We start from the raw sequence: 25,406 nt of genomic DNA on the forward strand, positions 1-25,406 counted from the left end.
CCGGCCGTGCGGCGGACTTGAAAAAGCACCGGTTGCCTCCACTTAAGAAACAACGGCAGGATCAGCCTGCCCCTCTCTTCAAATATCGACAGGATTCACTAACATGAGCAAGATCATCGGGATCGACCTGGGCACGACCAATAGCTGCGTGGCGGTGCTGGACGGGTCCAAGGTCCGCATCATCGAAAACTCCGAAGGCGCGCGCACCACGCCGTCCATCGTGGCCTACATGCAGGATGGCGAGATCCTGGTGGGTGCTCCGGCCAAGCGTCAGGCCGTCACGAATCCCAAGAGCACGATATACGCGGCCAAGCGCCTGATCGGGCGCAAATACGACGAAAAATACGTGCAGAAGGACATCAGCCTGATGCCGTTCAAGATCATCAAGGCAGACAATGGCGACGCCTGGGTCGAAGCCCAGGACAAGAAGCTGGCGCCCCCCCAGGTGTCGGCCGAAGTCCTGCGCAAGATGAAGAAGACCGCCGAAGACTATCTGGGCGAGGAAGTGACCGAGGCCGTGATCACGGTGCCGGCCTACTTCAATGACAGCCAGCGCCAGGCGACCAAGGACGCGGGCCGCATCGCCGGCCTGGAAGTCAAGCGCATCATCAACGAGCCCACGGCGGCCGCGTTGGCGTTTGGCCTGGACAAGTCCGAGAAGGGCGACCGGAAGATTGCCGTCTATGACCTGGGCGGTGGCACCTTCGACGTATCCATCATCGAAATTGCCGACGTAGATGGCGACAAGCAGTTCGAAGTGCTGTCGACCAACGGGGATACCTTCCTGGGTGGTGAAGACTTCGATCGCCGCATCATCGACTACATCATCTCAGAGTTCAAGAAGGAATCCGGAGCCGACCTGTCCAAGGACGTGCTGGCGCTGCAACGCCTGAAGGAAGCCGCTGAAAAGGCGAAGATCGAGCTGTCTTCGACGCAACAGACCGAGATCAACCTGCCGTACATCACGGCCGACGCCTCGGGCCCCAAGCACCTGAACCTGAAGATCACCCGCTCCAAGCTTGAGGCTCTGGTCGAGGACCTGATCGATCGCACGATCGACCCTTGCCGCGTGGCCATCAAGGACGCCGGCGTGAAGGTGTCCGACATCGATGACGTGATTCTGGTGGGCGGCATGACCCGCATGCCCAAGGTCCAGGACAAGGTGAAGGAATTCTTTGGCCGGGATCCGCGCAAGGACGTGAACCCGGACGAAGCCGTGGCCGCTGGCGCCGCGATCCAGGGTTCCGTGCTCTCGGGCGACCGCAAGGATGTGCTGCTGCTGGACGTCACCCCGTTGTCGCTGGGGATCGAAACCCTGGGCGGCGTGATGACCAAGATGATCAAGAAGAACACCACGATTCCGACGCGGTTCTCGCAGGTGTTCTCCACGGCGGACGACAATCAGCCGGCCGTGACCATCAAGGTCTACCAGGGTGAGCGCGAAGTGGCGGCCGGCAACAAGGCTTTGGGCGAGTTCAACCTGGAAGGCATCCCGCCGGCGGCGCGCGGCCTGCCGCAAATCGAGGTCACCTTCGACATCGACGCGAACGGCATTCTGCACGTGTCGGCCAAGGACAAGGGCACTGGCAAGGAAAACAAGATCACGATCAAGGCCAGCTCCGGCCTGAGCGAGGATGAAATCCAGCGCATGGTGCAGGACGCCGAGGCCAATGCCGAGGAAGACCACCGCGTGGCCGAGCTTGCGCTGGCGCGCAACCAGGCCGATGGACTGGTGCATGCCACCCGCAAGTCGTTGACCGAGTATGGCGACAAGCTCGATGCATCCGAGAAGGAAGGCATCGAGGCGGCGATCAAGGATCTGGAAGACGCGGCGCGCGGCGACGACAAGGCCGCCATCGATGCCAAGGTCGAGGCGCTGTCCTCGGCGTCCCAGAAGCTGGGCGAAAAGATGTACGCCGACATGCAGGCAAAGTCGGCTGCGGATGGCGCGGCAGCGGCTGCGGCGGATGACGCCAAGCCGGCCCAGGACGACGTCGTGGATGCCGACTTCAAGGAAGTCAAGCGCGACTAAACCCCTTCAGGGTGAAATGCGTGTGCCCGGCGATGGCTTCGTGCCTCGCCGGGCATGATTTCTGAAACGAGCAGCCTTTTGCAAGCAAACGACATCCATGTCAAAAAGAGATTTTTACGAGGTCCTGGGCGTTGCCAAGAACACCTCGGACGATGAGATCCGCAAGTCCTACCGAAAGCTGGCGATGAAATACCACCCGGACCGCAATCCGGGCAGCAAGGAGGCTGAAGACAAATTCAAAGAGGTCAAGGAGGCCTACGAGGTCTTGTCGGATGCGGAGAAGCGTGCGGCCTATGACCGTTTCGGCCACGCGGGCGTGGATCCGAACGCTGCGGGTGCCGGCATGGCGGGGGCAGGTGGCTTCGCCGATGCCTTCGGCGACATTTTCGGCGAGATCTTTGGTGGCGCGGCGGGGCGCCGGGGCGGCGGCGGGCCGCAGGTATACCGGGGGGCCGACCTGAAGTACTCCCTGGAGATCAGCCTGGAGCAGGCGGCCAACGGCTTCGACACGGAAATCCGTATCCCGAGCTGGGATCCTTGCGAGACTTGCCACGGTTCCGGCGCCAAGCCCGGGACCAAGCCGCGCACTTGCCACACGTGCGGCGGCAGCGGCGCCGTCCGCATGCAGCAAGGCTTCTTCAGCGTTCAGCAGACGTGTCCGACCTGTCATGGAACCGGCAAGGAAATTACCGACCCGTGTCCCGAGTGCGACGGGGTGGGACGCATCCGCAAGAACAAGACGCTGCAGGTGAAGATTCCCTCGGGGATCGACGATGGCATGCGCATCCGGTCATCCGGCAATGGCGAGCCCGGCGTCAATGGGGGGCCGGCGGGCGACCTGTATGTGGAGATCCGCATCAAGCCGCACGGCATCTTCCAGCGCGACGGCGAGGACCTGCACTGCGAACTGACCATCCCGTTCACGACAGCGGCGCTGGGCGGCACGCTGGAGGTGCCCACGCTGGCCGGGCGCGGGGAGATCACCATTCCGGAAGGCACCCAGGCCGGCAAGACGTTCCGGCTGCGTGGCAAGGGCATCAAGGGCATCCGTTCCAGCTACCCGGGCGACTTGTACTGCCACGTGACGGTGGAGACGCCTGTGCGCCTGAATGATGAGCAGAAGGCGCTGTTGCGCCAGTTCGAGACCTCGCTCAGAAGCGGCGGCGACCGCCATTCTCCCAAAAGCGAATCGTGGACCGACAAGGTGAAGAACTTTTTCTCGTGACGGCCTATGTACCGCCCTGTGGATGTCTTTGAGAAAGCCCCCGGAAAGTACTATCCGGGGGCTTTTGCATGCCGGGTCAGTGCTCGGTGGCAATGCCGGGGGCTGCGGCAATGGCAATGCTCAGGGCGTCGGGCTTCAGGATGTCGCGCATCGCGGCGTTGACCTGATCGGCTGTCAATGCCTGCAGTTTTTCCTGGATATGCTGCTGCCAGGCAAAGCTTCGACCGGTTTCGAGGTAGTCGCTCCAACGGCTGCTCAGGTATCCGTCGCTGGAGCGTCCAAGCTGCAGATAGTTGAGCAGCGACTTGACGCCCTGATCCACCTGGGCTTGCGTGAAGCCGGTCTGGAGTGCCGCATCCAGCGTATCCCGTACGGCCCGTTTCAGAGAGTCGGCATTCTGCGGAGCCATGCTGGCAAAGAAGGTCCAGTCGCCCGACGGTTCCCACGAAGAGACGCTCAGATTGCTCCCGACGCTGTAAGACAGGCCGTCCTTGACCCGTACGCGTTGCCAGAGCAATGAGTCCTCCGACCCGCCCAACAGATAGTTGGCAAGCAAGAGGGCCGGCCATCGGGGATCGGTGTCCTGCAGTTTCACGGGCAATGTAGCCCGGTAGTCGGCGTTCGCCTTGCCGGGCGTGGGAATGCGGAAAACGTCCGGCTTCATGGCATACCAGGGGTCGGGGATCCGCTGATAGGGCGGTGCGGCTCTCCATCCGCTCAGGCCGGCCTTCAGATGTTGCGTGACGGTGGCCGGGTCGAAGTCGCCCACCGCAGCCATGGTGATGTCGCCCGCACCGTAGAATTCGTCGTGGAAGTGTTGGAGGTCTTGCGAGGTCAGTTTTTTGGACCACTCGAGCGTCTGCTGCGGTGTGGCTTCGTAGCGGATGTCATCCGGTTTCCACGGCTGGTCGTGCCGGTCCAGCGCGTTGCGCACCAGGAAGCTCGGGCTGGACGACTGGTTCTCGACGTTCACCGCCAGGCTGCGCTGGATCTTGGCCAGTTCCGGTGCCGGAAAGGACGCATCGCGCAGCAGACGAAAAGTCAGATCCAGCAGGTCCGGAAACTGCGCGCGTCCGCTGGACAGGCGTGCCGTCAGCACGTTGCCGTCGGCGCGGAAGGACAACTCCGCGTCCAGCGTATTGAGCCGGTCTTCGATCTGCTGGCGGCTCATGTCCCGCGTTCCGCGCGTCAGCATGGCCGCCGTGACTTCGGGGACCAGATTCAGTCCACGCAACTGCTCCGCGGTGCCCCATCGAAGCTGCAATACCGCCTGTACCCGCTCGCCGGCTGACGGTTTGGGCAGAAGTGCAAGCTTGACAGCGCCGTTGGCGAGCTTCAGCGTGCTGCGTTGCGTGGCGGCATCGACGGCTTCTGGACTGGTGTCGAAGGCGGCGACCGCGGTCCGCGTCGTCCCGGTCCCGAGCTTGCTGATCCAGGGGGCAAGGGCTGCTGCCGGTGCGGTAGGCGCGTCCTTGGGTGCGGCGGTAGGCAGATAGAGGCCGCTGGTGCGGTTGGCCGGCAGCAGCCATGTCCTCAGTTGAGTGCGGACAGCGTCCAGAGTCAAAGCTTGTACACGCAACTTCTCGATGAAAAAGAGCCGCCAGTCGCCCTCTGCGACGGCGTCCGAGAGCGCGTCGGCGAGGCTGGCCGGCTGGTTGTAAGTCTGCTTCCATTGATTCAGCCACGCTGTTCGCGCCCGCGTGAGCGAGGCTTCATCCAGCCGGGCGATGCCGTCCGACTCCAGCGTGGTCTCCAACGTGTGAAGTGCCGCCTGGGCATCGGTGCCGGGTTGGAGCTGAGCGCCGAAGATCATGTAGCCGGGCTGCTTCATTGCCCGGGCAAAGCCGAATACGCTGCTCGCTTCGCCGCTTTGGACCAACGCCTGGTACAAGGGCCCCGAGGGACTGTCGGCCAGCATGTCGCTGCCAATCGACAGCGCCGTGAACGCGTCGCCGGCGGCCTCCGGGATATGGTATTGGGCAATCGCGATGGGACTGCCGCCGATGCGGCGCAGCGTCACCGCGCGCGCGCCCTGTTGCACGGGTTCAATGGTGTATTCCCGGGGCAGCGTGCGTGTGGGCCGGGCCGTGGACCCGAAGTCCTGCGCAATCCACTGCAAGGCCTGATGGGGGTCGAAGCGTCCGGCGACGATGAGTACGGCGTTGTCGGGTTGGTAGTACCGGTGGTAGAAGGCGCGCAACTGCGTGACGTCCACATGTTCCACGTCCGAGCGTGCCCCCACGACGGCGCGCCCATAGGGGTGCCAGACGTACGCCGCCGCGTTCGTCTGTTGCAGCAGAGAGCTGAAGGCGCTGTTTTCATCGCGCTCCATTTCGTTGCGCACCACCGTCATCTCCGCATCCAGGTCCGCCTTGGTGATTGGAGCATTGAGCATGGCGTCGGCCTGCCAGCTCAGGAACCAGCGCAGCGTCCGGGCGTCGCTGGCGAATGTGGCGTAGAAGTTGGTCAGATCCACGGTCGTGGAGCCGTTGGCCGCCAAGCCTTTACGCGAGAATTCAGCCAGCGCATCGGGATGGGTCGGTGTGCCCCGGAACAGGAGGTGCTCCAGCAGATGGGCCATGCCCGTCTCCCCGGGCCCCTCGTTGCGCGAACCCACGCGATAGCTCATGTTGACCGTGGTCTGCGCCCGCGAATCATCGGGTGCGAGCAGGACCGTCAGGCCATTGTCCAATGTGTATTCGGTGACGCCCTGAATGAGGACGACTTCATGGATCCCTCCCGGAAGCGGTATCGCGGCGGCTGGCGGCGGGGTACCGGCGGGTTGCGGCGGCGCGGCGCGGCCGAGGCCGGGCAGCAACAGCAGGGCAGTCAACAGGAAGATCGCTTTGAGAGATGTCATGAGAGGCCGTGTAGGGAAGGTCGGCACGCCGGAAAGTGCGCGATGGAGACACTGTAGCCGTCCGGCACTATTTGTGCTGCGCCGTCGCGTCCGGTGGGACTGTTTGACGGCCGGGAGACCGGATTGGTTCCGAAAGCGTGGCGCGGACCGGTTCGGCGATCCGGCCCGCCGGCTTGCTGCCGGCCGGGTGGACGCGGCCCGCGCTTCCCCGATAAGATCGGGCGATGGAAATTCGTCAACTGCGTTATTTCGTCTGTGTCGTCGAGCGCGGCAGTCTGGGCAAGGCCGCCCGGGAGCTCGGGGTGGTGACTTCGGCGCTCAGCCAGCAGATCAGCCGGCTCGAATCGGAACTGTCCACCCGGCTGCTGCAGCGCACTCATCTGGGGGCCATTCCCACCGATGCGGGGATCGCTTTTTTCCGCCAGGCCCAGCTTGCCTTGCGCAACATCGACGAAGCGGCGCGCGCGGCGCGGCAGGCGCGCCTGTCGGGCTACGTCAGTGTCGGCTTGGCCCCCACCACGGCATCGGTCATGGGGCTGCCGCTCATCCGTGCCATGCGTCATCGCTATCCGGACGTTCGTTTTCATCTGGTGGAATCGTTGTCGGGGCATCTGGCGGCCATGCTCAACGCACGGCAACTGGATCTGGCCATCCTGTTCAACGACGAGGCCGGTCATCGCTGGAACGTGACCCCGCTGCTGGAAGAAAATCTCTATCTCATCGCCGCGCGCGGATTCGAGCATTTTCCGCCCGGCGACGAGGTGGCTCTGGCCGATCTTGCGGATCTTCCGCTGGCGATGCCCACACACCTGCATGGGCTGCGCAGCGTGCTGACGTCGGTGGCCGACCGCCAGTTCCTGGGCTTGAAGATCGCCCTGGAGATCGATTCGCTGGCCATGCTGATGGATGTGGTCGGTGCGGGGCTGTTGGCTACGATCCAGCCGGGGGTCGCCATCCGGAGGGTGGCGCACGCGGACCTGTGCATGGCCCGGGTTTCCGATCCCGGCTTGATGCGCCGCAACTTGCTGGTCAGTCTGTCGGATGACGAGTTGTCGCCGGCCGCGCTGGCGGCCCGTGTCGTGATGCGTGACGTGGCACGCGAGCTCATGCAGCGGCAGGAGTGGGTGGGCGCGCGCGACATTCACGATTCGTGAATACCCGTTGTTCGGTGACCGACTAGGCGCCACCCGACTGGGTGTCTATCCTGATAGCCGTTCCAACGATGGGGGCGCCCCATGCTCGATGTATTGGTGATTGGTGGTGGCAATGCCGCCTTGTGCGCAGCGCTGATGGCTCGCGAGGCGGGCGCCAGCGTGTTGCTTCTGGAATCTTCCCCCAAGGTCTGGCGCGGCGGCAACTCCCAGCACACGCGCAATCTGCGCTGCATGCACGACGCGCCGCAGGACGTGCTGGTTGACGCCTACCCCGAAGAGGAATTCTGGCAGGACCTGCTGAAGGTCACGGGCGGGCGCACCAATGAGACGCTCGCGCGGATCGCCATCCGGGCGTCATCGACCTGTCGACCCTGGATGCACAAGCACGGGGTGCACTTCCAGCCGCCGCTGTCGGGGGCGTTGCATGTGGCACGCACCAATGCGTTTTTCCTGGGTGGCGGCAAGGCGCTGGTGAATGCCTACTATCGCAGCGCCGAGGCCCTGGGTGTCCAGGTTCGCTACGAGGCGCCGGTGGACAGGCTGGAACTCGACGACGGTCATTTCCGTGCCGCGTGGGTGGGTCGGGAACGCATCGAGGCCCGGGCCTGTGTCGTGGCAGCGGGCGGTTTCGAATCCAATCGGGAATGGCTGCGCGAAGCCTGGGGTCGGAACGCCGCTGGCGAGTGGCCGGCCGACAACTTTCTCATCCGGGGCACGCGGTTCAACCAGGGCGTCCTGCTGCGCGATCTGCTGGATCAGGGTGCCGACCGGATCGGCGATCCGACGCAATGCCACTCGGTCGCCATCGACGCCCGTGCGCCTTTGTATGACGGCGGCATCTGCACACGCATCGATTGCGTGTCCTTGGGAATCGTGGTGAACCGCGAAGCACGCCGCTTCTACGACGAGGGCGAGGATTTCTGGCCCAAGCGTTATGCCATCTGGGGGCGGCTGGTCGCCGGGCAGCCCGGGCAGATCGCGTACTCGATCATCGACCGCAAGGCCATCGGGCGCTTCATGCCGCCGGTCTTCAAAGGCGATCAGGCCGATACGTTCGAAGATCTGGCCACCCGGATCGGGCTGGACCCCCAGGTTTTCACCGCGACGGTGGGGGAATACAACCAAGCGTGCCGGGTCGGCGATTTCAATCACCAGGTCCTGGACGACTGCCACACCGAGGGCCTGGCGCCGCCCAAGACGCACTGGGCGCTACCGCTGGATACGCCGCCTTTTTATGCTTATGCCCTGCGACCGGGCATTACCTTCACCTATCTTGGCGTGCGTGTGGACGAGCGTGCCACCGTGCACTTTGGGGGCCAGCCCAGCGACAACCTGTACGCGGCGGGCGAGGTCATGGCCGGCAACGTCCTGGGCCAGGGCTATACCGCGGGCGTGGGCATGAGCATCGGGACCGCCTTTGGCCGCATCGCCGGCACGCAGGCCGCGGCGGCGGCGCTCAAGCAGGCGGCCCCGGTCGCCGCGTAGGAGAATTTCATGGATACTTTGCAAGATCTTCAGCTTCTGACGCATGACGCCGTCTCCACCCTGATGCTGTCGCCCGAGGAAGAGGAAGTCCGGCGGGTCATGACCATCTGCAATGCCTGCCGCTATTGCGAGGGCTATTGCGCGGTCTTTCCGGCGATGACCCGGCTGCTGGAATTCGGCAAGGCGGACATTCATTATCTGGCCAATGTCTGCTTCAACTGCGGCGCCTGTCTGCATTCCTGTCAGTACGCGCCGCCGCACGAATTCGGCGTCAACGTCCCGCAGGCCATGGCCGCGGTCCGGCCCAAGACCTACTCCGAATTCGCCTGGCCGCGTGCCCTGGGGCGCCTGTATGATCGGGCCGGCTTGACCATGGCACTGGCCACGGCCGGCGGCCTGGCGTTATTCCTCGTGCTCGTGCTGCTCGTCAATCAAGGATCGTGGCTGCACCCGCCGCTAGCGGGCAATTTCTATGCGATCTTTCCGCACAACATGCTGGTGGCGATGTTTGGCATCGTCTTCCTGTATGCCATCGTCGCCCTGGGAATGGGCGTCACGTCGTTCTGGCGCATGATTTCACCGGCCGCGGTCCCGCACGAGACGATGGCCATTGCGGGGCTTCAGGCGACCGGCAACGTGGTGACGCTGAAGTACCTGGATGGCGGCCACGGGCTGGGGTGCAATGACGAGGACGATCGCTTCACGCTGCGCCGGCGGGTGTTCCACCACTTCACCTTCTACGGCTTCTTGTGCTGCTTCATAGCGACCTCGCTGGGAACGATCTATCACTACCTGGGTGATCCGGCGCCGTATCCTTTCTTCAGCGCACCGGTGCTGTTTGGCACGGTGGGCGGCATCGGTCTGCTGGTCGGCCCGGCGGGTCTGTTGTGGCTCAACCAGCACCGTAATCCACAGCATCTGGTCAAGGCGCAGCAGCCCATGGACCTGGGGTTCATCGCGCTTCTGATGCTGGTCAGCGTCACCGGTCTGGCCCTGCTGATCGGGCGGGATACGGGCGCCATGGGATTGCTGCTGGCGGTCCACCTCGGGACGGTCATGGCCTTCTTCCTCACCATGCCGTATGGCAAGTTCGCGCATGGCGTCTTCCGCTCGGCCTCGCTGCTCAAGAATGCCGTGGACAAGCGGATGGACGCGGCGGCGACGGCCGCATCAGCGGCACACTGAGCGGCGGGCGGGCGGGCCGGGCCCGGCCCGGCCCGGTTCTCCCGAAATCTCGGGTCCGAGGTCCGACGTTCGAGGTTCCAGGTTCCAGATTCCAGGTTTGAGGCCCGAGGGCCGCGAGCCGCGCACAAGGGCGGGACCCTGGCCCCTTGTCAGGCTTGGCCCGGGCGCGCGCCCGCCATTCCCATGTAAGCCTCGACCATACGCGCGTCGGCCAGCAGCTCCTTCGAGGTGCCGGTGGCTGCGATTCGTCCTTGTTCGAACACCAGTGCGCGACTGGCAAAGCGCAGCGCGGCGCGGGCGTTCTGCTCCACGACCATGATGGTGAGCCCCGATTTCAGCAGGCTCGAAAGCGTCGCATACAGCTCCGAGATGATTTTCGGCGCGAGCCCGGTGGACGGTTCGTCCAGCAGGAGCAGCCGAGGCTTCCCCATGAGGGCCCGGGCGATCGCGACCATCTGCTGTTCTCCGCCCGACAGCAGTCCGCAGCGTCCACGGATCAGCGGCTGGAGCTTCGGAAAGACCTGCAGGGTCTCGGCTATCCTGCGGTTTCTTTCAGTCCCCGTCTCGCGGGCCGCGCCCAGTTCCAGGTTTTCACGGACCGACATGTCGGGGAACAACTGGCGCCCTTCGGGGACGTAGCCTATTCCCATCTTGCAGCGCCGATAGGTCGGCAGATCCGCCAGGGGCTGACCGTCGAAGACCACGGTTCCCTGGGAGGTGGAAACCTCGCCCATGATGGTGCGCAGCAGGGTTGTCTTTCCCGCCCCATTGGCACCGACCACCGCGATGGTGTCGCCGGCGTTCAGTTGCAGATCGATGCCGGAGATCACGGGGACCTTGCCGTAGCCGGCCGCCACGGATTCCAGTGTGAGGCATGGGGTGGTGTTCATTGTGTTCCGCCTTCGTAGTCGGCACCCATATAGGCGCTGATCACTTCGGGATTGCGCAGCACTTCGTGCGGCGTCCCGCTTGCGATGATTCTGCCGAAATCCAGTACCTGTGCGCGGCTGGCGAGATCCACGATGGCGGGCAGGACATGTTCGATCGCGACGATCGCGCAGCCGCCGGACATGGCGCGGCGCAGTGCCGCGTGGACTTGTTCGATCTCGTGCAGCGTCATGCCGGCCATTGCCTCGTCCAGCAGCAGCACCTTGGGCCGCAGGGCCAGGGCGCGGGCAATCTCCAGCAGGCGTTGCAGCCCCGGGGGCAGCGTATCGGGCTGTTCGGACCAGTGGTCCAGAAGACCCGTTTCTCTCAGGAGCTCCGTCGTGATGTGGATGGCGGTCTGGCGCGGCACGCGCCCAGAGGAGGCGGCGACCAGGACGGTCTCCCACACGGTCAGGGACGGGAACAGTCGGCTGGACTGGAATGTCCTGGCCAGCCCCATCTGGGCCAGAGCGTAGGGTTTCAGTCCATGGATGTCGCGCTCGCCAAAGCGGGTCGCGCCGCTGCCCGTCAGGTAATTGGACATAAGGCTGAACAACGTGCTCTTGCCGGCCCCGTTGGGGCCGATGATGGCGAGCATTTCACCCGACCGCGCTTCCAGATCCACGTCGTCCACTGCCGTGACGCCGCCGAAGCGGATGCCCAGCCCGCGGCACGAGAGTGCGACGGAATGCTCGTCCGCCGTTGCCCCGGTGCGGGGGCTGGGGGCGGGCTTCAGCGATGCGGCGGGCGGTGGACTCCAGATCGGCTGGCGCCGCCACCAGCCGAGTTTCTCGAAGAAGGCCGTGAGGCCGCCCGGCATGACGACGGCGATGAAGATCGTCAGGGCTCCCAGGATGACCTGTTGTTCGGTGGGGAAGCGGGCCCACAGGAAGGTACCGATGAGGGAAATCAGGATTCCGCCGATGACTGGGCCCCAGACAGTTCCGATGCCGCCGGCCAGCACCATGAGCACGGTCTGCAGCTCGATGTTGCCGTTGAAGGCGCTGTTGGGATCCAGGTAACCGATGTTCCAGACATACAGGGCGCCGCCCACGCCGCCGAAAGCCGCGCTCAGGCAAAGTGCCCGCAGTTTCGCCCTGAAGGTGTTGACGCCTGAAGACTGTGCAGCCAAGTCATCGTCGCGGGTGGCCATCAGCCGCAGGCCCAGTCGCGAGCGGCTCAGGGCGTGAACGATGAGGATCGCGCCGGCCGCCACCAGGACCATGATCAGCGCGCTTTCGTTGGGCGATTCGGCGGGCAGGACGGTGGTGCCCATGGGGCCGCCGGTGATGGACAGGCTGCTGGCGGTGATCTGCAGGATGCGCGCCAGGCCGAACATGCCCAGCGCAAAGAAAATGCCGTTCAGCCGGAGCATGATCCCGCCCAGGACCAGTGCCAGAAGGGCGGAGGCGCCGGCGGCCAGCGGTGCCGCCAGGTACCACTCGACCTCCAGGTGGATCATCGCCAGGGCTGCTGCATAGGCGCCAAAGCCGAAGAAGCCCACTTGCCCGAAGGACACATAGCCGGCGATGCCGCTGATGATGTTCCACCCCAGCGCCAGCACGATGTAGAGCGCGATCGTGAACAGTGTCTGCGCATAGTACCCGGAGCCGCCCAGTGCAATGCCGACGCCGGCGAGGGTGAGCAGGACCAGGCAGACGCCTTGGATGATGTTGCTCTTCATACGCGCCCCACTTTGCCGAACAGACCCTGCGGCCTGAAGATCAGGACGGCAATGAAGATCACGTAGATGGCGGCGCTGGCGGGGTTGGACCCCAGGTAGTATTGCGTGAAGACCTCCACGATGCCGAGGATTTCGGCGGCAATGAGTGCGCCCATGTAATTCCCCAGGCCCCCGAGAGCGATGATGGTGAACGCCTGGATCGTCAGTTCACCGCTGGCCGTAGTCTGAAACGGGATCAGGGTGATGACCAGCGAGCCGGCGGCTCCCGCAAGCGCGGCGCCTACGCCGAAGGTGATGACGCGGATCAATCGGCTGTTCAGGCCGCAGCAGGCGGCGCCCAGTCCGGATTGCGCCGTGGCGCGCACCGACTTCCCCAGCATGGTGTAGGTCAGCCACAGGTGCAGCACCAGCGCGGCACAGAAGGCCAGCACGGACGCGGCCACCAGGGCCTGCGGCAGCGCGATGCGGCCCAATTGGACGGATCCCTGGAGAAACGGCAGGGATTGAAATTGCGAACCCCAGATCAGGAAGCTGGTATTGGCGATGACGTAGGACAGCCCGAAGGTTGCCAGCAGCGTCCGCAGCTCTCCCAGGGATCCCTTGACAGGGATGCGCTCCAGGATCACGAACTGAACCACCACGCCGATCACGAAGAGCAGCGCGGCGGCCAGCGGAAACGCGATGATGGGCGAGATGCCATGGGCGGAGAACAGCGTGAAGGCCAGCAGCCCGCCCACGATGATCATGTCGCCATGCGCCAGATTGACGACCTTCATGACCCCGTAGATCAGGTTCAGACCGGTGGCCATGAGCAGGTAGACGCCGCCCCAGAGCAAGCCCAGGAGCAGCAGGTTGATGATGGTGATCCACATGTCTGGGTCTATCCCTGAGGGTTTGTCATGTCATGGCCGGTGTGCCTGCAATCCGGCCACGATCGGTCAGCCGCCTATTTCCAGCCGCCGTGCGGAAGCACCGGTGCGGCCTGCGCGTCTTCCGTGGGCCATACCAGGACCTGCTTGCCGTCCTGCCATTGCAGGACATAGCTGCGGTAGCCGGTCTGCAGTCCGGTAGGGCTGAGCTTGAAGTGTCCGACGACGGTGTCTTCCGACAGTTTCAGGAACGCGTCGCGGATCTTGGTCTGATCCAGGCTGCCGACCTGAGTGACGGCCTTGCCGAACAGCTTCATGCTGGCGTAGGCAACCGCGGCGTGATAGTCCGGCGCCACATTGAATTTCGCCTGGAAGGCCTTGACGAATTCCGCGTTGCCCTGGGTCTTCAGCGACGGGAAGTAGAGCGTGGTGCCGAATATGCCGTTTGCGGCGGCGCCCAGCGATTTGTGGAACTCCGGTTCCACGGGGCCGATACTGAACGCGAACATCTTGGCCCCCACGTTCTGCGATTTCGCAGCTCGCACGATGCCTTCCGCGTCCGCCAGGTAGGTGGCCCCCACGATCACATCGGGGTGCAGATTGCCGGCTTTCAGGACCAGCGCGCTGAAGTCCGTCGTGCTGGGATCGTAGGATTCCTTGAAGACGATCTTCATGCCGAGCTTCTTGGCTTCGTCTTCGATCCCGCCCGCGAGCTGGATCGGAAACTGGGTATTCTGGATCAGCAGCGCGACCGTCTTGTAGCCCTTGGAGGCTGCCAGATCCAGCGCCGGCGTCATGTACTGCGGCGTCTGGGTGATGGCCTGGATGAGATACGGGTACTTCCCGGAGTAGTTTTCGACGTTGGCGGCCAGCGAGGGCATGACCTTCTTGGCGCGGTTGACGATGGGCGCCACCGCAGCCGTCAGATCGGTCTGGTAGGGGCTGACGAGCAGGTCCACCTTGTCATCCGTCAGCAGCTTCTGGTAGAGCTGCACGGCGGTGGAGGGATTTCCCTGGTCGTCGTATTTGATCAGATCCAGCTTGCGGCCCAGCAGGCCGCCCGACTGGTTGATTTCGTCGATCGCAAGCTGATAGCCGCGCAGTTCGAAAATGGCGGGTGGCGAATACGGCCCTGTCTGCGTGATGGAGAGGCCGACTTTGATGTTGGCGGGTGCGGCCTGGACGCTTCCCAGGCTGGTGGCGGCCAGCAGCATGGCGCCGGCGACGAGCCGCGGGGAAAAGCGGCCGTTGTAAGAGCTAAGCATAGTGTCTCCTTGTATGGGAACGGATGGCGCAGGCTGTGGAACGCGTTCAGGGCGTTGCCCTGCCGGTCCCTTCTTTTTGCTGCGGGAAGTCGTCGCCTGCGGGGCGGAATCCCTTTGATGTTGACGGGGTGGGTGTTTCTATGGGTCCGGCGGGTAGTTGCCCGTGCGGGCGGCCCGCTCGGCCCGCGTCGCGAGAACGGTCTGTTCCAGTCCCGCCCGAAGATCGTAGCGAGGCGCATAGCCCAGTTCTCTCCGTGCGCGGGAGATGTCCAGTGCGCCTTTACGCGCGGTCGGGAAGCGGCCCCCATGCAGATAGCGGCCGGGAGCCGCGGAGAGGTCCGCGCCGGGGATGAGTTCGCCGATGATGCGGGCGACATCGGCGATGGTGGGAGCCTGTCCGGTGGCGATGTGGTATGCGTCGTACCGGTGGTGCTCTTTGTCCAGCGCGAGCAGGACCCCGGCCACGGTGTCGCTGATGTGGACCTGATCCACCGCGAGGTCGCCGCCTTCTTCCAGATGACAGGGCACGCCGTCGAGCGCCGCATCGATGAAGATCTTCGGAACCCGCGCCCTGGGGATGTCGGGCCCGTAGACCCAGCAGGTCCTCACGTTGATGCACTCCAGGCCATACCGCTCTGCGAAGATCTGGCCGTAGTGCTCGGTCGCCAGCTTGGTCAGTCCGTAGATGCTGTTGGGCTTTTGCGGGTGATCCTCGGTGATGATCGGGGCCGTGAAGTCGCCGTAGGTTTCTTCCGTGCTGACGTAGATCAGCCGCCGCGTCCCACTCAGCCGCATGGCCTCGAGCACATTGACGGAGGCTTCGGTGTTGACGCGCAACGCCTTGATCGGGATATCGGCCGCTGGCGCCACGCCGACGATGGCGGCCGTGTGGATGACGGCGCGCGGCTGCGCGGATCCGAATACATCCACCACTTGTCCCCATTCGCCCAAGTCCGCCTCCACCAGGGACAGCGAGGGGTATTTTTGCGCGAGGGCGAGCGCCGCCGCCGAGGAACGCAGATCCAGGCCTGTGACCGCGTCGCCCCGCGCCAGCAATGCCTCGACGATGGCCGAACCCAGCCAGCCGGAGGCGCCTGTGACGAGAATGCCTTGTGCCATGGGGGCCTCGCCTTCACTCATCCGTCGGCGGTGTGGTAATCACCAGGAACACCAGGGTGTCCGTTCCCGTGCAGTGCAGTTCGTGCACGACCCCCGGGGGAATGAAAGCCACGTCGTTGCCTCGGACGACCCGGCTTTCTCCGTCGGTGATCAGTACGCCTTCGCCGCTCAGGAAATGGTAGATCTGCTCCTGGACCTTATGGACGTGGCTTTCCACGAAGGCACCCGGTTCATAGCAGGAAATGCGGTGGTCGAAGAACCGGCTTCCGCTGAGCTCCGGCGTCACGATGGCCTTGGAAAGCGCCTGGTGATGGTGTCCCGGGTACTCCGTCCAGAACAGCTCGGCGAGGTTGCGAGTGATGGCCGCCTTTTTGCGGGTCGCCTTGCGTGTGGTTGATATCGTCATGTGTCTCTCCTTGTTTTTGAATGTGGGCATCCCTTCATTCAGGCGCCGCCGCGCCGGGTGAGGGGTTCGCGCTGTCCGCGCGGAAAATCAGCGGTCTTGCAGGTCTGGCCGCTCCTGGGTGAGCCCCGCTCCGGCAAGCGCGTCATGGCTGGACAGAATCGAGGGCAGGATGTCGGGTGCGATGATTTCGAGGAGCAGCGGCCCGTCGTAGCCGTGGGCCTGCAGGGCGTCCATCAGCAGATCGAAGGGGACGTTCCCCGCGCCGACGGGATCGTGGCGCCATGCGTTGCGGGTCGTGTCCGAGCAATGCACCAGCTCGATCCGGCCGTTCAGGCGCGCTACTCCGGCGGCCGGCGATTCCCCGGCGAAGTGGGCGTTGGCCACGTCGTAGCAGGCGCACAACGCCGGGTCGTTCATGTCATCCAGGAATCGGCAGATGTCCCGGCAGTGCGGCAGTGCAGCGAAAGGGACGTTCTCGATGGCCAGCTTGATGCCCAGTTCGCGAGCGAGCGGAAGGAGGGCGCCTATCGTCTCTTGCAGGATCGCGCGGGACCGCTCCGGCGGGCAGGGCAGCAGTGGGTTCACGCGCCCCGGTACCGTCACCAGGCGCGGTGCGCCCAGATCGGCCGCCAGGATCATCGCCTTCTGGAATAGTGCGACCGTGTATTCGCGGGTATAGGCAAACGGGCTGGCGAGATTGGTGTCCAGGCTCGGCAGATTCAGGGAAGTGAAGGACAGCCCCTCGCTTTGCATATAGGCCCTGAGTTCGCGGCGCTCGGTCGCCGAAGCCTCCACATCCAGATGGGGGGGGTTGATGACGCCTTCGAACTGGCGATATCCATAGCGTGCAAGCTGCTCCAGACACGCCCGCAGGGGGTGGCTCCAGATGTAGCTGTAGGTATTGATGCTGGCAGGTGGGCAGGACGTCACGCGGCCTCCTCGGGTGTGGCTGGGGCCCGCGGTTGCCGGCGCCCGCGCGGCAGCGAAGCCACCAGCTTCCCGGCGCGGCGTCCCGAGACGAAGGCCCAGGCGATATGGTGGCCGTGTCCCTTCAGGAGCAGGCCGCCCTGGCCAGTGGAACCGACGGCGTACAGGCCCTCGATCGGTTGGTCGTCGGCGCCCAATACCCGATGGGACGTGTCAACCTTCAGTCCGCCCTCGTTGTGGACGAAGACGGACCGCACTGGACCCAGGGCGACATAGGGGCCCGGCATGGGATGCTCGCCCAGCGCTTCCCGCAGCAGCGCATCCTGCATGTGGAGCTGGGCCGCCAGGGCCGGAATGGCATCCGCGCGGGTGTAGATGTCCTTGCGGTTGCGGGCGTAATCGGCGAGATAGGCGTAGGCGACGCCCGGCGCCGTGGAGATGAAGTCCGGCCAGGCCGAGAAACGCCGGGCGATCTCGCTCCCGAATATGATCCAGCCACGGTTGCCCGGCTCGTCGGCCAGCGCGAAGGCCAGCTTCTGGGGCACATCCCGCACTGCCTTGCCGTCCTGATTGACCAGCACGGCGCCCGCTTCGAACAAAGACAGCGAGGGCGCCAGCGCGGTGGTCAGGAACTGCATGAGAAATGGGCGCAGGACAGCCTGCGGCACGTGCGACATGGACCACTGCATGAAGACCGCCAGCGCGCGCCAGGGGGGCAGGCGGCGGACCAGTGTTTCCTTCGCCGGCGGGATGAAGCGCAGTTCGGGGCCCAGCGCCAGATCGCCGTTCAGCACCGTGGCGCCCAGGGCTTCGGCCATTTTCTGGCCGTCGCCGGTGGCGGTCATGTTGATGGCTTCGACCTTGGCTTCGCGCGGGCCCATGAAGCGCGCCTTCAGTTCCGGGCTGTTGGTGAAATCGCCGGCGGCCAGGATGATCCCGTTGACGCCTCGAACGAATGCGTCGCGCCCATCGAGCTGGACTTTGGCGCCGATCACGCGCCCCTTGTCGAGCACCAGTTCCCGCACCGGCGCGTTGCAGCGGATGTCCACGCCGGCGCGGCGCGCGCGCCGTTCCAAATGATAGATATAGGAGCGCGAGTTGGGCAGCACGTTGTGCATGCGCGGCAACCGGTGCGGCGGCTCTGGCATGGGTCCCATGAAGCGCACCCCCGAATCCAGCAGCCATTGGAACGCCGCTGGAACCTCGTCGCACAGGATCTTGCGCAAGGCGTCGTTGTCTTCGCGGTTCATCCCCGTTGCGAACTTGGGCATGTCCTCCCAATGCTGCCGCGGGTTGTCGTCCACGCCTTTGGCGCGCTGGTGGGGTGTCTGCGTCGACGAGATCGAACCGATGGACCAGGCGGTCGAGCCGCCCAGTTTCGGATTCTTCTCGAGGAGCACGACGCGGGCCCCCGCTTCGCGCGCCTCGATGGCGGCCGCCAGGCCCGAACCGCCGCCCCCGATGACGACGACGTCGAACACCTCTTCGGTCGAATTCCCGGCCATCTCAAGCCACCCAGGGTTTACCGAAAAGCGGTTCTGGATAGGGGATCGGCGGAAGTTGCCAGGTGCCGGTCGAGGGTGGACGGACTTCGCCGTCCACATGGACGTCGATGACGCAAGGGCGGCGGTTGCGGACCGCCTGTTCGACCGCGGGCGCCAGATCCTCGCTGCGGGTGACGGTCACGCCGTCGGCACCGCAGGCATGCGCCCAGACAGCGAAGTCGGGGTTGTAGCGCTGGCCCCCCGGGCCCTGTGCCCCCTTATAGAAGGCGGTGCCCAGCTCGCGCCCCTCGAACAGGCCGTACTGCAGGTCGCGGATCGCGCCCCAGGCAAAGTTGTTCCAGACGATCCAGATGCAGGGGAGCTGGTATTCCACCGCGGTTGCGACCACGTAGGGCGCCATCATGAAGCCGCCGTCCCCGACCACGGCCACGCAGGTCCGATCGGGCGCGGCCAGTTGGGCGCCGAGCACGCTGCAGACACCAAACCCCATGGAGGAGTATCCCCAGCTATTGAGCATGCTGGCGGGCCGGCGCGGCTGCCAGAACTGCATGAACCAGTTGTGGTGCACGCCGGAGTCCAGCGTCAGGATCACGTCCTCGGGCAGGACTTTCTGCAAGGTGCCGACTACGTACTCGGGGCGGATCGGCGTCGTGATGGCGCTGAAGTTGGGCGCCACGAATCGGTCCCATTCGCCTCGCCAGCCCGCGATCTCGTCGCGCCAGGAGGAAAACTGCTCGCGGCGAATCGATCCATGGCGCTGGATGGCGCCCTGGAGTTGCTCGCAGAATGTTCGCGCGTCGGCCACCAGGCCCAGAGTGGGCGGGTAGTTGCGGCCGATCTCGGCAGGATCCAGGTCCACCTGAATCAGCTTCGTGCTGGGGAAATTCCAGGAGTAGCCGGTTTTCCAGGTCGACGATGAGCGGTCATCGAAGCGAGTGCCCACACAGAGCACCAGGTCGGCGTGCCGTCCGGCCTGGTTGGCCGGGTAAGCGCCGTTGCGGCCGATGAAGCCCAGCGTCAGCGGGTCGTCGGCGGGCACGCAGCCCATGCCGTTGGGCGAGGTGATGACGGGGATGCCCAGTGTGGCCTGCAGCTCGGACAGCACCGCGCCGGCCCCCGAGAGCGTGGTGCCCTGGCCGATGAAGAAAACCGGGCGGCGGGAGTCCGCCAGCAGCGCGACGGCTTGTGCCAGGTCGGATTCACTGGCGGCGGGCCGGTGCGACCCGAAGGTATGTGCGTCGGCTGGCGTCTCCACTTCGTCTTCTTCCTGGAAGACGTTGTAGGGAATGTCCAGGTTGACGGGGCCGGGCCGGCCCGTGAGCATGGTGTTGAAACCCTGCCGTAGCGCGAGCGGCAGCATGTCCACGCGGGTCGGCTGGAAGCTGCGTTTCACGACCGGGCGCAGGACCTGGGCGAAATCGGCCTGGTTGTGGCTGTAGAGTTCCTGGAAGGGGGCGCGATTGGCCTGCGAGGTCGGGACGTTGGCGGTGATCGCCAGGAAGGCGGACGAGTCCGACAGCGCGGTGACCAGCGACATCACGAGGTTGGCCGACCCCGGTCCGGTGGACGTCAGCGTGGCGGCTGGCGCATGTTTCACCCGGAAGTAGCCGTCGGCCATGTGGCCGGCGCACTGTTCGTGGCGCGGCGCCACGAGTTTGATTTCATCCTTGCGCTCGTGCAGGGCATCGAGGATGCCCACGTTGCCGTGTCCGCAGATGCCGAACACGTAAGGCACTTTTTGCTGGATGAGATAGTCAACGATGACTTCTCCGCCTTTTCGCTTGGTCATGGCCGTTTTCCTGGACTGGTATTGGGAATGAAGGTGGCAACGCGCTCCTCGCTCATCTCGCGCATGGCGTAGTACGGGCCCTCGCGGCCGAAACCGCTGGCTTTGGACCCCCCGTACGGCATCATGTCGACGCGGGAGCTGGGCGTTTCGTTGATGTGAACCCCGCCGACCTCGAGTTCGCGGATGAAGCGGAATGCGTCGTCGAGGCGGTTGGTGAAGATTCCGGTCGCAAGGCCGAACGGCGTGTCATTGACCCGCGCAATGGCCGCGTCGATGCTGGAGAACGGCATGAGCGACATCACGGGGCCGAAGACTTCCTGGCAGCCCAGCGGCGTGTCAGGAGCCAGGTTTTTGAGCAATGTGGGCGCGATGACGTTGCCTTGGCGCGTGCCCCCGGCGAGGCAGGCCGCGCCGCTCCTGGTGGCTTGAGCGATCCAGTCGGCGATGCGATCGGCCGACTGCGTGCTGATGACGGGGCCGACCTGCGTCGCGGGGTCGGCGGGGTCGCCGGCCTTCAGTGCTTTCACGAGCTGCGTGAGCTTGCGTTCCACCGTCGGGAGAATCTTCTCATGGACCAGCAGCATCTGGATGGAAGTGCAGACCTGGCCGGCCTTGCGGTAGGCGGCATTGATGATCTTCGGGAGGGCGAAATCCAGATTGGCGTCGTCGCAAAGGACGGCGAACGCGATGGAGCCGAGCTCCATCTGGGTGCGCCGCAGGCCCGCTCGCTGCTGGATGGCGCGCCCCGCCTCGGTGCTGCCGGTGAACGCGTAGAACCGGATGTCCTGTTCGTCGAGCAGTGCGTTGACGACGTCGGTGCCGCCATTCAGCACCGTGATGAGCCCCGGCGGAGTTCCGGCTTCGATCAGGGCGTCCGCCAGTTCACACGCAATCAGCGGGGTGTGGGGCGACGGCTTCAGGATGATGGCGTTGCCGGCCGCCAGCGCGGGCGCGACTTTATGCACCACGGTGTTCAGGGGCGCGTTGAAGGGCGTGATGGCGGCCACGACGCCCAAGGGCACGCGCTGCGTCCAGCACATCCGACCCGCCTGGCCCGCTGTTCCTTCCACGGGTATCAGCGTTCCCACGAAGCGCCGTGCTTCCTCGGCGGACAGCCGCATCGTCTGGACGGTACGCCGGATTTCCCCGGCGGCGTCGCTGAGCGTGAACCCCGTTTCGGCGCAGATGATGTGCTGCAGGCGCTCGGTGCGGGCCTCCAGCACCGAGGCCGCGTCGTCCAGGAATTGGCCCCGGTCGCGCGGGCTGAGCGTCCGATTGTCGTGGAAGGCTTGCACGGCCGCCTGCACGGCCGCGTGGATCTCCGTGGCCGTCGGCGTCGCAATTTCGGCGAGCACCTGTTGATCGAATTTGTTCAGCACCTTGAAGGGCGCCGCGGACCCCTGCGTCCATTTGCCTGCGATGAGCAGGCTGCAACCTGTCTCAAGGTGGTGAGCGACCTGTGCTTCCATTGAAGTCCGCCTTGTTCGATGAGTGGATAAGGACAGGATAAGGAGCTGGTCGTCGAAAGAAAAATACTGTTTTTTAAGGAAGGGTATAAGCGAAACAGAGGAACGGGTCCCGGGCGCCGCGGCAAGACCTCAGTACAGGAGCTTGATGGTCGGCCACTTCCGCGTCTTGGATAGCCAGCGGATCGTGTTCTTGATTTCGGAGGCGATCAGGGCCGTCGCCGGCGACAGCATTTCGTGTGAAATCGTGTAGAGGTAGTTGCGTCGATTGATGCGCGCGTCTGAAATGGACAGCGCCCGCCATTCCTTGCCCCGTTCGCCTTCCAGGACGAGCGCCGAGATCGGTTTGATGGTGGCGCCCATGCCACCATAGACGCAGTTCATGAGCAGCGACAGCGAATCGATCTCGGCCACGATGCGCGAATTCAGGCTGCGCGCTTCGAGTTCGCTTTCGATGCGCTGGCGCAGGCCATGCTTGCCGGTGGGAAGAATGAGCGGCAGGCTGGCGGCTTCGGCCAGCGTGATTTCTTTCTGGTCCGGCGGCACCAGAGGGCTCGCTTTGGGCAGCAGCACGAACAGCTCTTCCTCGAGGATGGGGACGGCGGTCAGGTCGGGCGCGACGTTGGCCTTGAACAGGATGGCAATATCGAGCTGCCCCATGCGCATCATTTGCCCGAGGTGGCCACTCATCCCTTCGACGACGTTGAGCAGAATGCGCGGGTAGCGCTCCCGGATCCGCTTGACCAATGGCAGCCCCAGCGCCGAAACGGTGGTGGCGGCCAGCCCGACAGTCACCATCCCGTATGTTTCCATGGTTTCCTGGCGAGCGATCGACAGCGCCTGGTCCAGTTGCCGCAGCATGAATTTGGCGTGGTGATAGAGCGCCAGCCCGTTGTCCGTGGGGGTGACGCCCCGCGCGGAGCGCACCAGCAGCGGCTTTCCCACCTCGTCTTCGAGTTTGGTCAATTGTTGGCTCAGCGCCGGCTGAGCGATGAAAAGCTGCAGGGAAGCCTTGGTCATGCTTCCACTTTCAACGGTCTGAACGAAGTACTGGAGCTGCTTCAGGTTCATGGCGGCCTCCACGTGGCGGATGCGGCCATTATGGGTCATTCGGGGGCGCGCAGGCGCTCCCATAAGATTTGCCTATGCCTTACCTTGAAAAACAGTATTTCATCAGAAAAGGAAGAAACCCCTATCATCAAATCGTCATTTCTCACAAGAAGCGGCTCCCTGCAAGACAGCAGCACCCTGCATATTCCATCATCGGAGACAAAGCCATGAAAAACGGCAAGCGGATCACGGACGCGACCCTGTCGCGTCGGGCCGTGCTGAAGTCCGGCGCGGCATTGATAGGCAGTACGGCACTGGGATTCAGCCCCTGGGCCTGGAGCGCCGACTCGTCTGGCCCCATCAAGATCGGGCACCTGACACCCTTGACCGGGTTCCTGGGGGCACTGGGCGGGTACGCGGTCAAAGGCATTCAACTGCAGGCCGAGCAGATCAACGCCGCGGGCGGGGTGCTGGGGCGCAAGATCGAGGTCATCTCCGAGGACTCGGTAAATCCGCAGGTGGCCTCGACCAAGGCCCAGCGGTTGATCGAGCGCGACAAGGCCGTGGTGCTCCTGGGCGAAATCAGTTCGGCTTCGGCCCTGGCGATTTCCCAGGTCGCCGCCCGTAACAAGATTCTCTTCCTGAATACCGGCGCGCGTTCGGATTCACTGCGCGGCAAGGATTGCAACCGCTATACCTTCCACGCCGATATTCCGGTCACCGTCCTGGCCAATGCGGCGGGTCTGGCACTCGACCGTGCCGGGCTGATCAAGGGCAAGAAGCTCTATGGGCTGACGGCCGATTACCTGTTCGGCCACGATCTGGCCAAGGCCGTCGAGAAGTTTGTCGGCTCGCACGGCGGAAAGATGATCGGCAATGCGCTGGTGGCAACCGACGTGACGGACTTCAGCCCTTATCTGCTGAAGATTCGCCAGGCGAATCCCGATGTGATCGCATGCAATCTGGCCGGCAACCAGGTGACCAACTTCATCAAGCAATATGCGGAATTCGGCCTGAAGATTCCCCTGGCCGGCTTCAATCTCAATATTGCCGATGCCTGGGCGGCGGGGCCCGGCAATCTGTCGGGAATCTGGCCGACGGTGTGGCAATACAAGCTGAAGACGCCCGGATCGGCCGCTTTTGTGAAGGCCTTCGAGGCGGAATACCACACGCAGCCTGAAAACCACGCCTGGGTGGAATACGTTTCACTCAAGATCCTGGCGCAGGCCATGACGGCGACGAAATCGACCGATACCGACAAGCTCATCGCCTATCTGGAATCCGAGGCCAAGTTCGACATCCTGAAGGCGCGCGAGGCGTACTTCAGGTCGTGGGACCATCAATTGATGCAAGAGGCCTACACGTACACCGTCATGCCGCCCGATCAGGCGAAGGGACCGCATGACTTCCTGGTGCTGGGCGACTCTGTTCCGGGCGCCAACCAGCCGCTCGAGATCCTCGCGCCGTCGAGGTCCGAGAGCTTGTGTCATATGTGACGCTACCGCGCGCATCCGCCGCGGCCTGAGGGCTGCAGCGGATGCGGTTCGTGGCCGTACCCCTTACCTTCCGGTTCACCATGCAACTCCTCTTTTTATTCGAGCAGGTCGTCAATGGCCTGGTCCTGGGCGGCTATTACGTCCTGATCGCACTGGGCCTGTCGCTGATCTTCAGCGTCGGCGGCGTGGTCAATCTTGCGCACGGCGCCTTCTACGCAATTGGCGCCTACGTCTCGTTCGAACTCATGAAGTATGTGGGCTTTGGCGGCAGCATCGTCATCACCCCCGTGCTGGTCGGACTGCTGGGTATCGTATTCGAGCGTTTCCTGCTGCGGCGATTCTATACGGCGGATCCCATCCTCGGGTTGCTGGTCACATTCTCGCTGGCCATGGTGGTCGAGCAGGCGATCCGCATGACCTGGGGAGCGGCGCCGTTGTTCCTGTCCATGCCGGCATCCTTCAAGGGCTCCGTGGTGCTGGGCAGTTTCTTCCTTTCAAAGTACCGCCTCTTCATCCTGCTGGTCGTGCTGGTTCTGATGGTGGGAATCTGGATGTTGTTGAACAAGACTCCCTTTGGCCGCGTGATTCGCGCCGGTGTGCAGAAGCCCGATATGGTCGCGGTGCTCGGTATTCGCCTGCAGCCCTACCTGACGGCCATTGTCATGCTGGGGGTGGCCACGGCGGCGCTGGCCGGGGTGCTCTTCGCGCCCATTGCCGTAGTTCAGCCCGCCATGGGGACCGACATCATGACGGTCGCCTTCGTGGTGGTCGTCATCGGGGGACTGGGAAGTTTCTGGGGGGTGGTGCTGGCGGGGGTCCTGGTGGGCGTCGTTCGTGGCGTCACTATCTATTTCGACTCGGCCGCGGGTGAGGCTTCCATGTATGTATTGATGTTCCTGGTGTTGATGTTCCGGCCGCGCGGGCTGCTGGGCAAACGCATCGAGCGTTTCGATTAAGGAGCG

The 25,406-nt window shown here is 64.3% G+C and carries 19 protein-coding genes; 7 read left to right on the forward strand and 12 right to left on the reverse strand.

From position 1 onward, the window contains the following. The first annotated feature begins 103 nt into the window (after nt 1-103). Both dnaK and dnaJ read left to right on the forward strand, forming a co-directional pair. Nucleotides 104-2,032 carry a molecular chaperone DnaK gene (gene dnaK, locus ACVCMJ_RS00705; RefSeq protein WP_447082441.1) on the forward strand — a complete coding sequence of 643 codons (1,929 nt, stop codon included), beginning with the start codon at nt 104-106 and terminating at the stop codon, nt 2,030-2,032. A 97-nt stretch (nt 2,033-2,129) separates the two neighbouring features. Then, entirely contained in the window at nt 2,130-3,257 is a 1,128-nt protein-coding gene (dnaJ, locus tag ACVCMJ_RS00710; protein ID WP_447082442.1) for a molecular chaperone DnaJ, read from the forward strand. A gap of 76 nt (nt 3,258-3,333) precedes the next feature. Here dnaJ and ACVCMJ_RS00715 read toward each other — a convergent pair whose 3' ends face one another. Further along, nucleotides 3,334-6,117, reverse strand: a complete 2,784-nt coding sequence (locus ACVCMJ_RS00715) for a M16 family metallopeptidase (RefSeq protein ID WP_447082443.1) — start codon at nt 6,115-6,117, stop codon at nt 3,334-3,336. Nucleotides 6,118-6,341: 224 nt separating this feature from the next. Here ACVCMJ_RS00715 and ACVCMJ_RS00720 point away from each other — a divergent pair, with 224 nt between their 5' ends. The 3 genes from ACVCMJ_RS00720 (at nt 6,342) to tcuB (ending at nt 9,941) form a co-directional block, all read left to right on the forward strand. After that, the gene (locus ACVCMJ_RS00720; RefSeq protein ID WP_447082444.1) at nt 6,342-7,271 is read left to right on the forward strand and encodes a LysR family transcriptional regulator; all 930 of its coding nucleotides are present in this window, start codon (nt 6,342-6,344) and stop codon (nt 7,269-7,271) included. Between the two features lie 81 nt (nt 7,272-7,352). Beyond that, the gene (gene tcuA, locus ACVCMJ_RS00725) at nt 7,353-8,756 is read left to right on the forward strand and encodes an FAD-dependent tricarballylate dehydrogenase TcuA (RefSeq protein ID WP_447082445.1); all 1,404 of its coding nucleotides are present in this window, start codon (nt 7,353-7,355) and stop codon (nt 8,754-8,756) included. 9 nt (nt 8,757-8,765) lie between these two features. After that, nucleotides 8,766-9,941 carry a tricarballylate utilization 4Fe-4S protein TcuB gene (gene tcuB, locus ACVCMJ_RS00730; protein ID WP_447082446.1) on the forward strand — a complete coding sequence of 392 codons (1,176 nt, stop codon included), beginning with the start codon at nt 8,766-8,768 and terminating at the stop codon, nt 9,939-9,941. Nucleotides 9,942-10,090: 149 nt separating this feature from the next. Here tcuB and ACVCMJ_RS00735 read toward each other — a convergent pair whose 3' ends face one another. From ACVCMJ_RS00735 to ACVCMJ_RS00785, 11 genes are all read right to left on the reverse strand, one after another. After that, entirely contained in the window at nt 10,091-10,831 is a 741-nt protein-coding gene (locus ACVCMJ_RS00735) for an ABC transporter ATP-binding protein (protein ID WP_447082447.1), read from the reverse strand. Next, nucleotides 10,828-12,552 carry a branched-chain amino acid ABC transporter ATP-binding protein/permease gene (locus ACVCMJ_RS00740; protein WP_447082448.1) on the reverse strand — a complete coding sequence of 575 codons (1,725 nt, stop codon included), beginning with the start codon at nt 12,550-12,552 and terminating at the stop codon, nt 10,828-10,830. The genes ACVCMJ_RS00735 and ACVCMJ_RS00740 overlap by 4 nt, the downstream gene beginning before the upstream one ends. Then, on the reverse strand, nt 12,549-13,424 hold the full coding sequence (locus ACVCMJ_RS00745; protein ID WP_447082449.1) for a branched-chain amino acid ABC transporter permease: 876 nt from the start codon (nt 13,422-13,424) through the stop codon (nt 12,549-12,551). The genes ACVCMJ_RS00740 and ACVCMJ_RS00745 overlap by 4 nt, the downstream gene beginning before the upstream one ends. Before the next feature lie 74 nt (nt 13,425-13,498). Then, complete coding sequence (locus tag ACVCMJ_RS00750) at nt 13,499-14,686, reverse strand: amino acid ABC transporter substrate-binding protein (RefSeq protein ID WP_447082450.1); 1,188 nt, start codon at nt 14,684-14,686, stop codon at nt 13,499-13,501. 138 nt (nt 14,687-14,824) lie between these two features. Further along, complete coding sequence (locus tag ACVCMJ_RS00755; RefSeq protein ID WP_447082451.1) at nt 14,825-15,805, reverse strand: NAD-dependent epimerase/dehydratase family protein; 981 nt, start codon at nt 15,803-15,805, stop codon at nt 14,825-14,827. 13 nt (nt 15,806-15,818) lie between these two features. Then, nucleotides 15,819-16,211 carry a cupin domain-containing protein gene (locus ACVCMJ_RS00760; protein ID WP_447082452.1) on the reverse strand — a complete coding sequence of 131 codons (393 nt, stop codon included), beginning with the start codon at nt 16,209-16,211 and terminating at the stop codon, nt 15,819-15,821. A gap of 87 nt (nt 16,212-16,298) precedes the next feature. After that, nucleotides 16,299-17,141, reverse strand: a complete 843-nt coding sequence (locus ACVCMJ_RS00765; protein ID WP_447082453.1) for a sugar phosphate isomerase/epimerase family protein — start codon at nt 17,139-17,141, stop codon at nt 16,299-16,301. Further along, entirely contained in the window at nt 17,138-18,643 is a 1,506-nt protein-coding gene (locus ACVCMJ_RS00770) for an FAD-dependent oxidoreductase (protein ID WP_447082454.1), read from the reverse strand. The genes ACVCMJ_RS00765 and ACVCMJ_RS00770 overlap by 4 nt, the downstream gene beginning before the upstream one ends. 1 nt (nt 18,644) lies before the next feature. Then, the gene (locus ACVCMJ_RS00775) at nt 18,645-20,432 is read right to left on the reverse strand and encodes a thiamine pyrophosphate-binding protein (RefSeq protein WP_447082455.1); all 1,788 of its coding nucleotides are present in this window, start codon (nt 20,430-20,432) and stop codon (nt 18,645-18,647) included. Then, nucleotides 20,429-21,901, reverse strand: coding sequence for an aldehyde dehydrogenase family protein (locus ACVCMJ_RS00780; RefSeq protein WP_447082456.1), 1,473 nt, complete (start codon nt 21,899-21,901; stop codon nt 20,429-20,431). Before ACVCMJ_RS00780 ends, ACVCMJ_RS00775 begins: the two co-directional genes overlap by 4 nt. 129 nt (nt 21,902-22,030) lie before the next feature. Next, nucleotides 22,031-22,969 carry a LysR substrate-binding domain-containing protein gene (locus tag ACVCMJ_RS00785; protein WP_447082457.1) on the reverse strand — a complete coding sequence of 313 codons (939 nt, stop codon included), beginning with the start codon at nt 22,967-22,969 and terminating at the stop codon, nt 22,031-22,033. Between the two features lie 206 nt (nt 22,970-23,175). Here ACVCMJ_RS00785 and ACVCMJ_RS00790 point away from each other — a divergent pair, with 206 nt between their 5' ends. Both ACVCMJ_RS00790 and ACVCMJ_RS00795 read left to right on the forward strand, forming a co-directional pair. Next, nucleotides 23,176-24,444 carry an ABC transporter substrate-binding protein gene (locus ACVCMJ_RS00790; protein ID WP_447082458.1) on the forward strand — a complete coding sequence of 423 codons (1,269 nt, stop codon included), beginning with the start codon at nt 23,176-23,178 and terminating at the stop codon, nt 24,442-24,444. An 80-nt stretch (nt 24,445-24,524) separates the two neighbouring features. Continuing rightward, nucleotides 24,525-25,400: a branched-chain amino acid ABC transporter permease gene (locus ACVCMJ_RS00795; protein ID WP_447082624.1), complete on the forward strand. Its 876-nt coding sequence runs from the start codon at nt 24,525-24,527 to the stop codon at nt 25,398-25,400. Nucleotides 25,401-25,406 lie beyond the last annotated feature (6 nt).

It is taken from the genome of Castellaniella sp. UC4447_H14 (assembly GCF_052978285.1).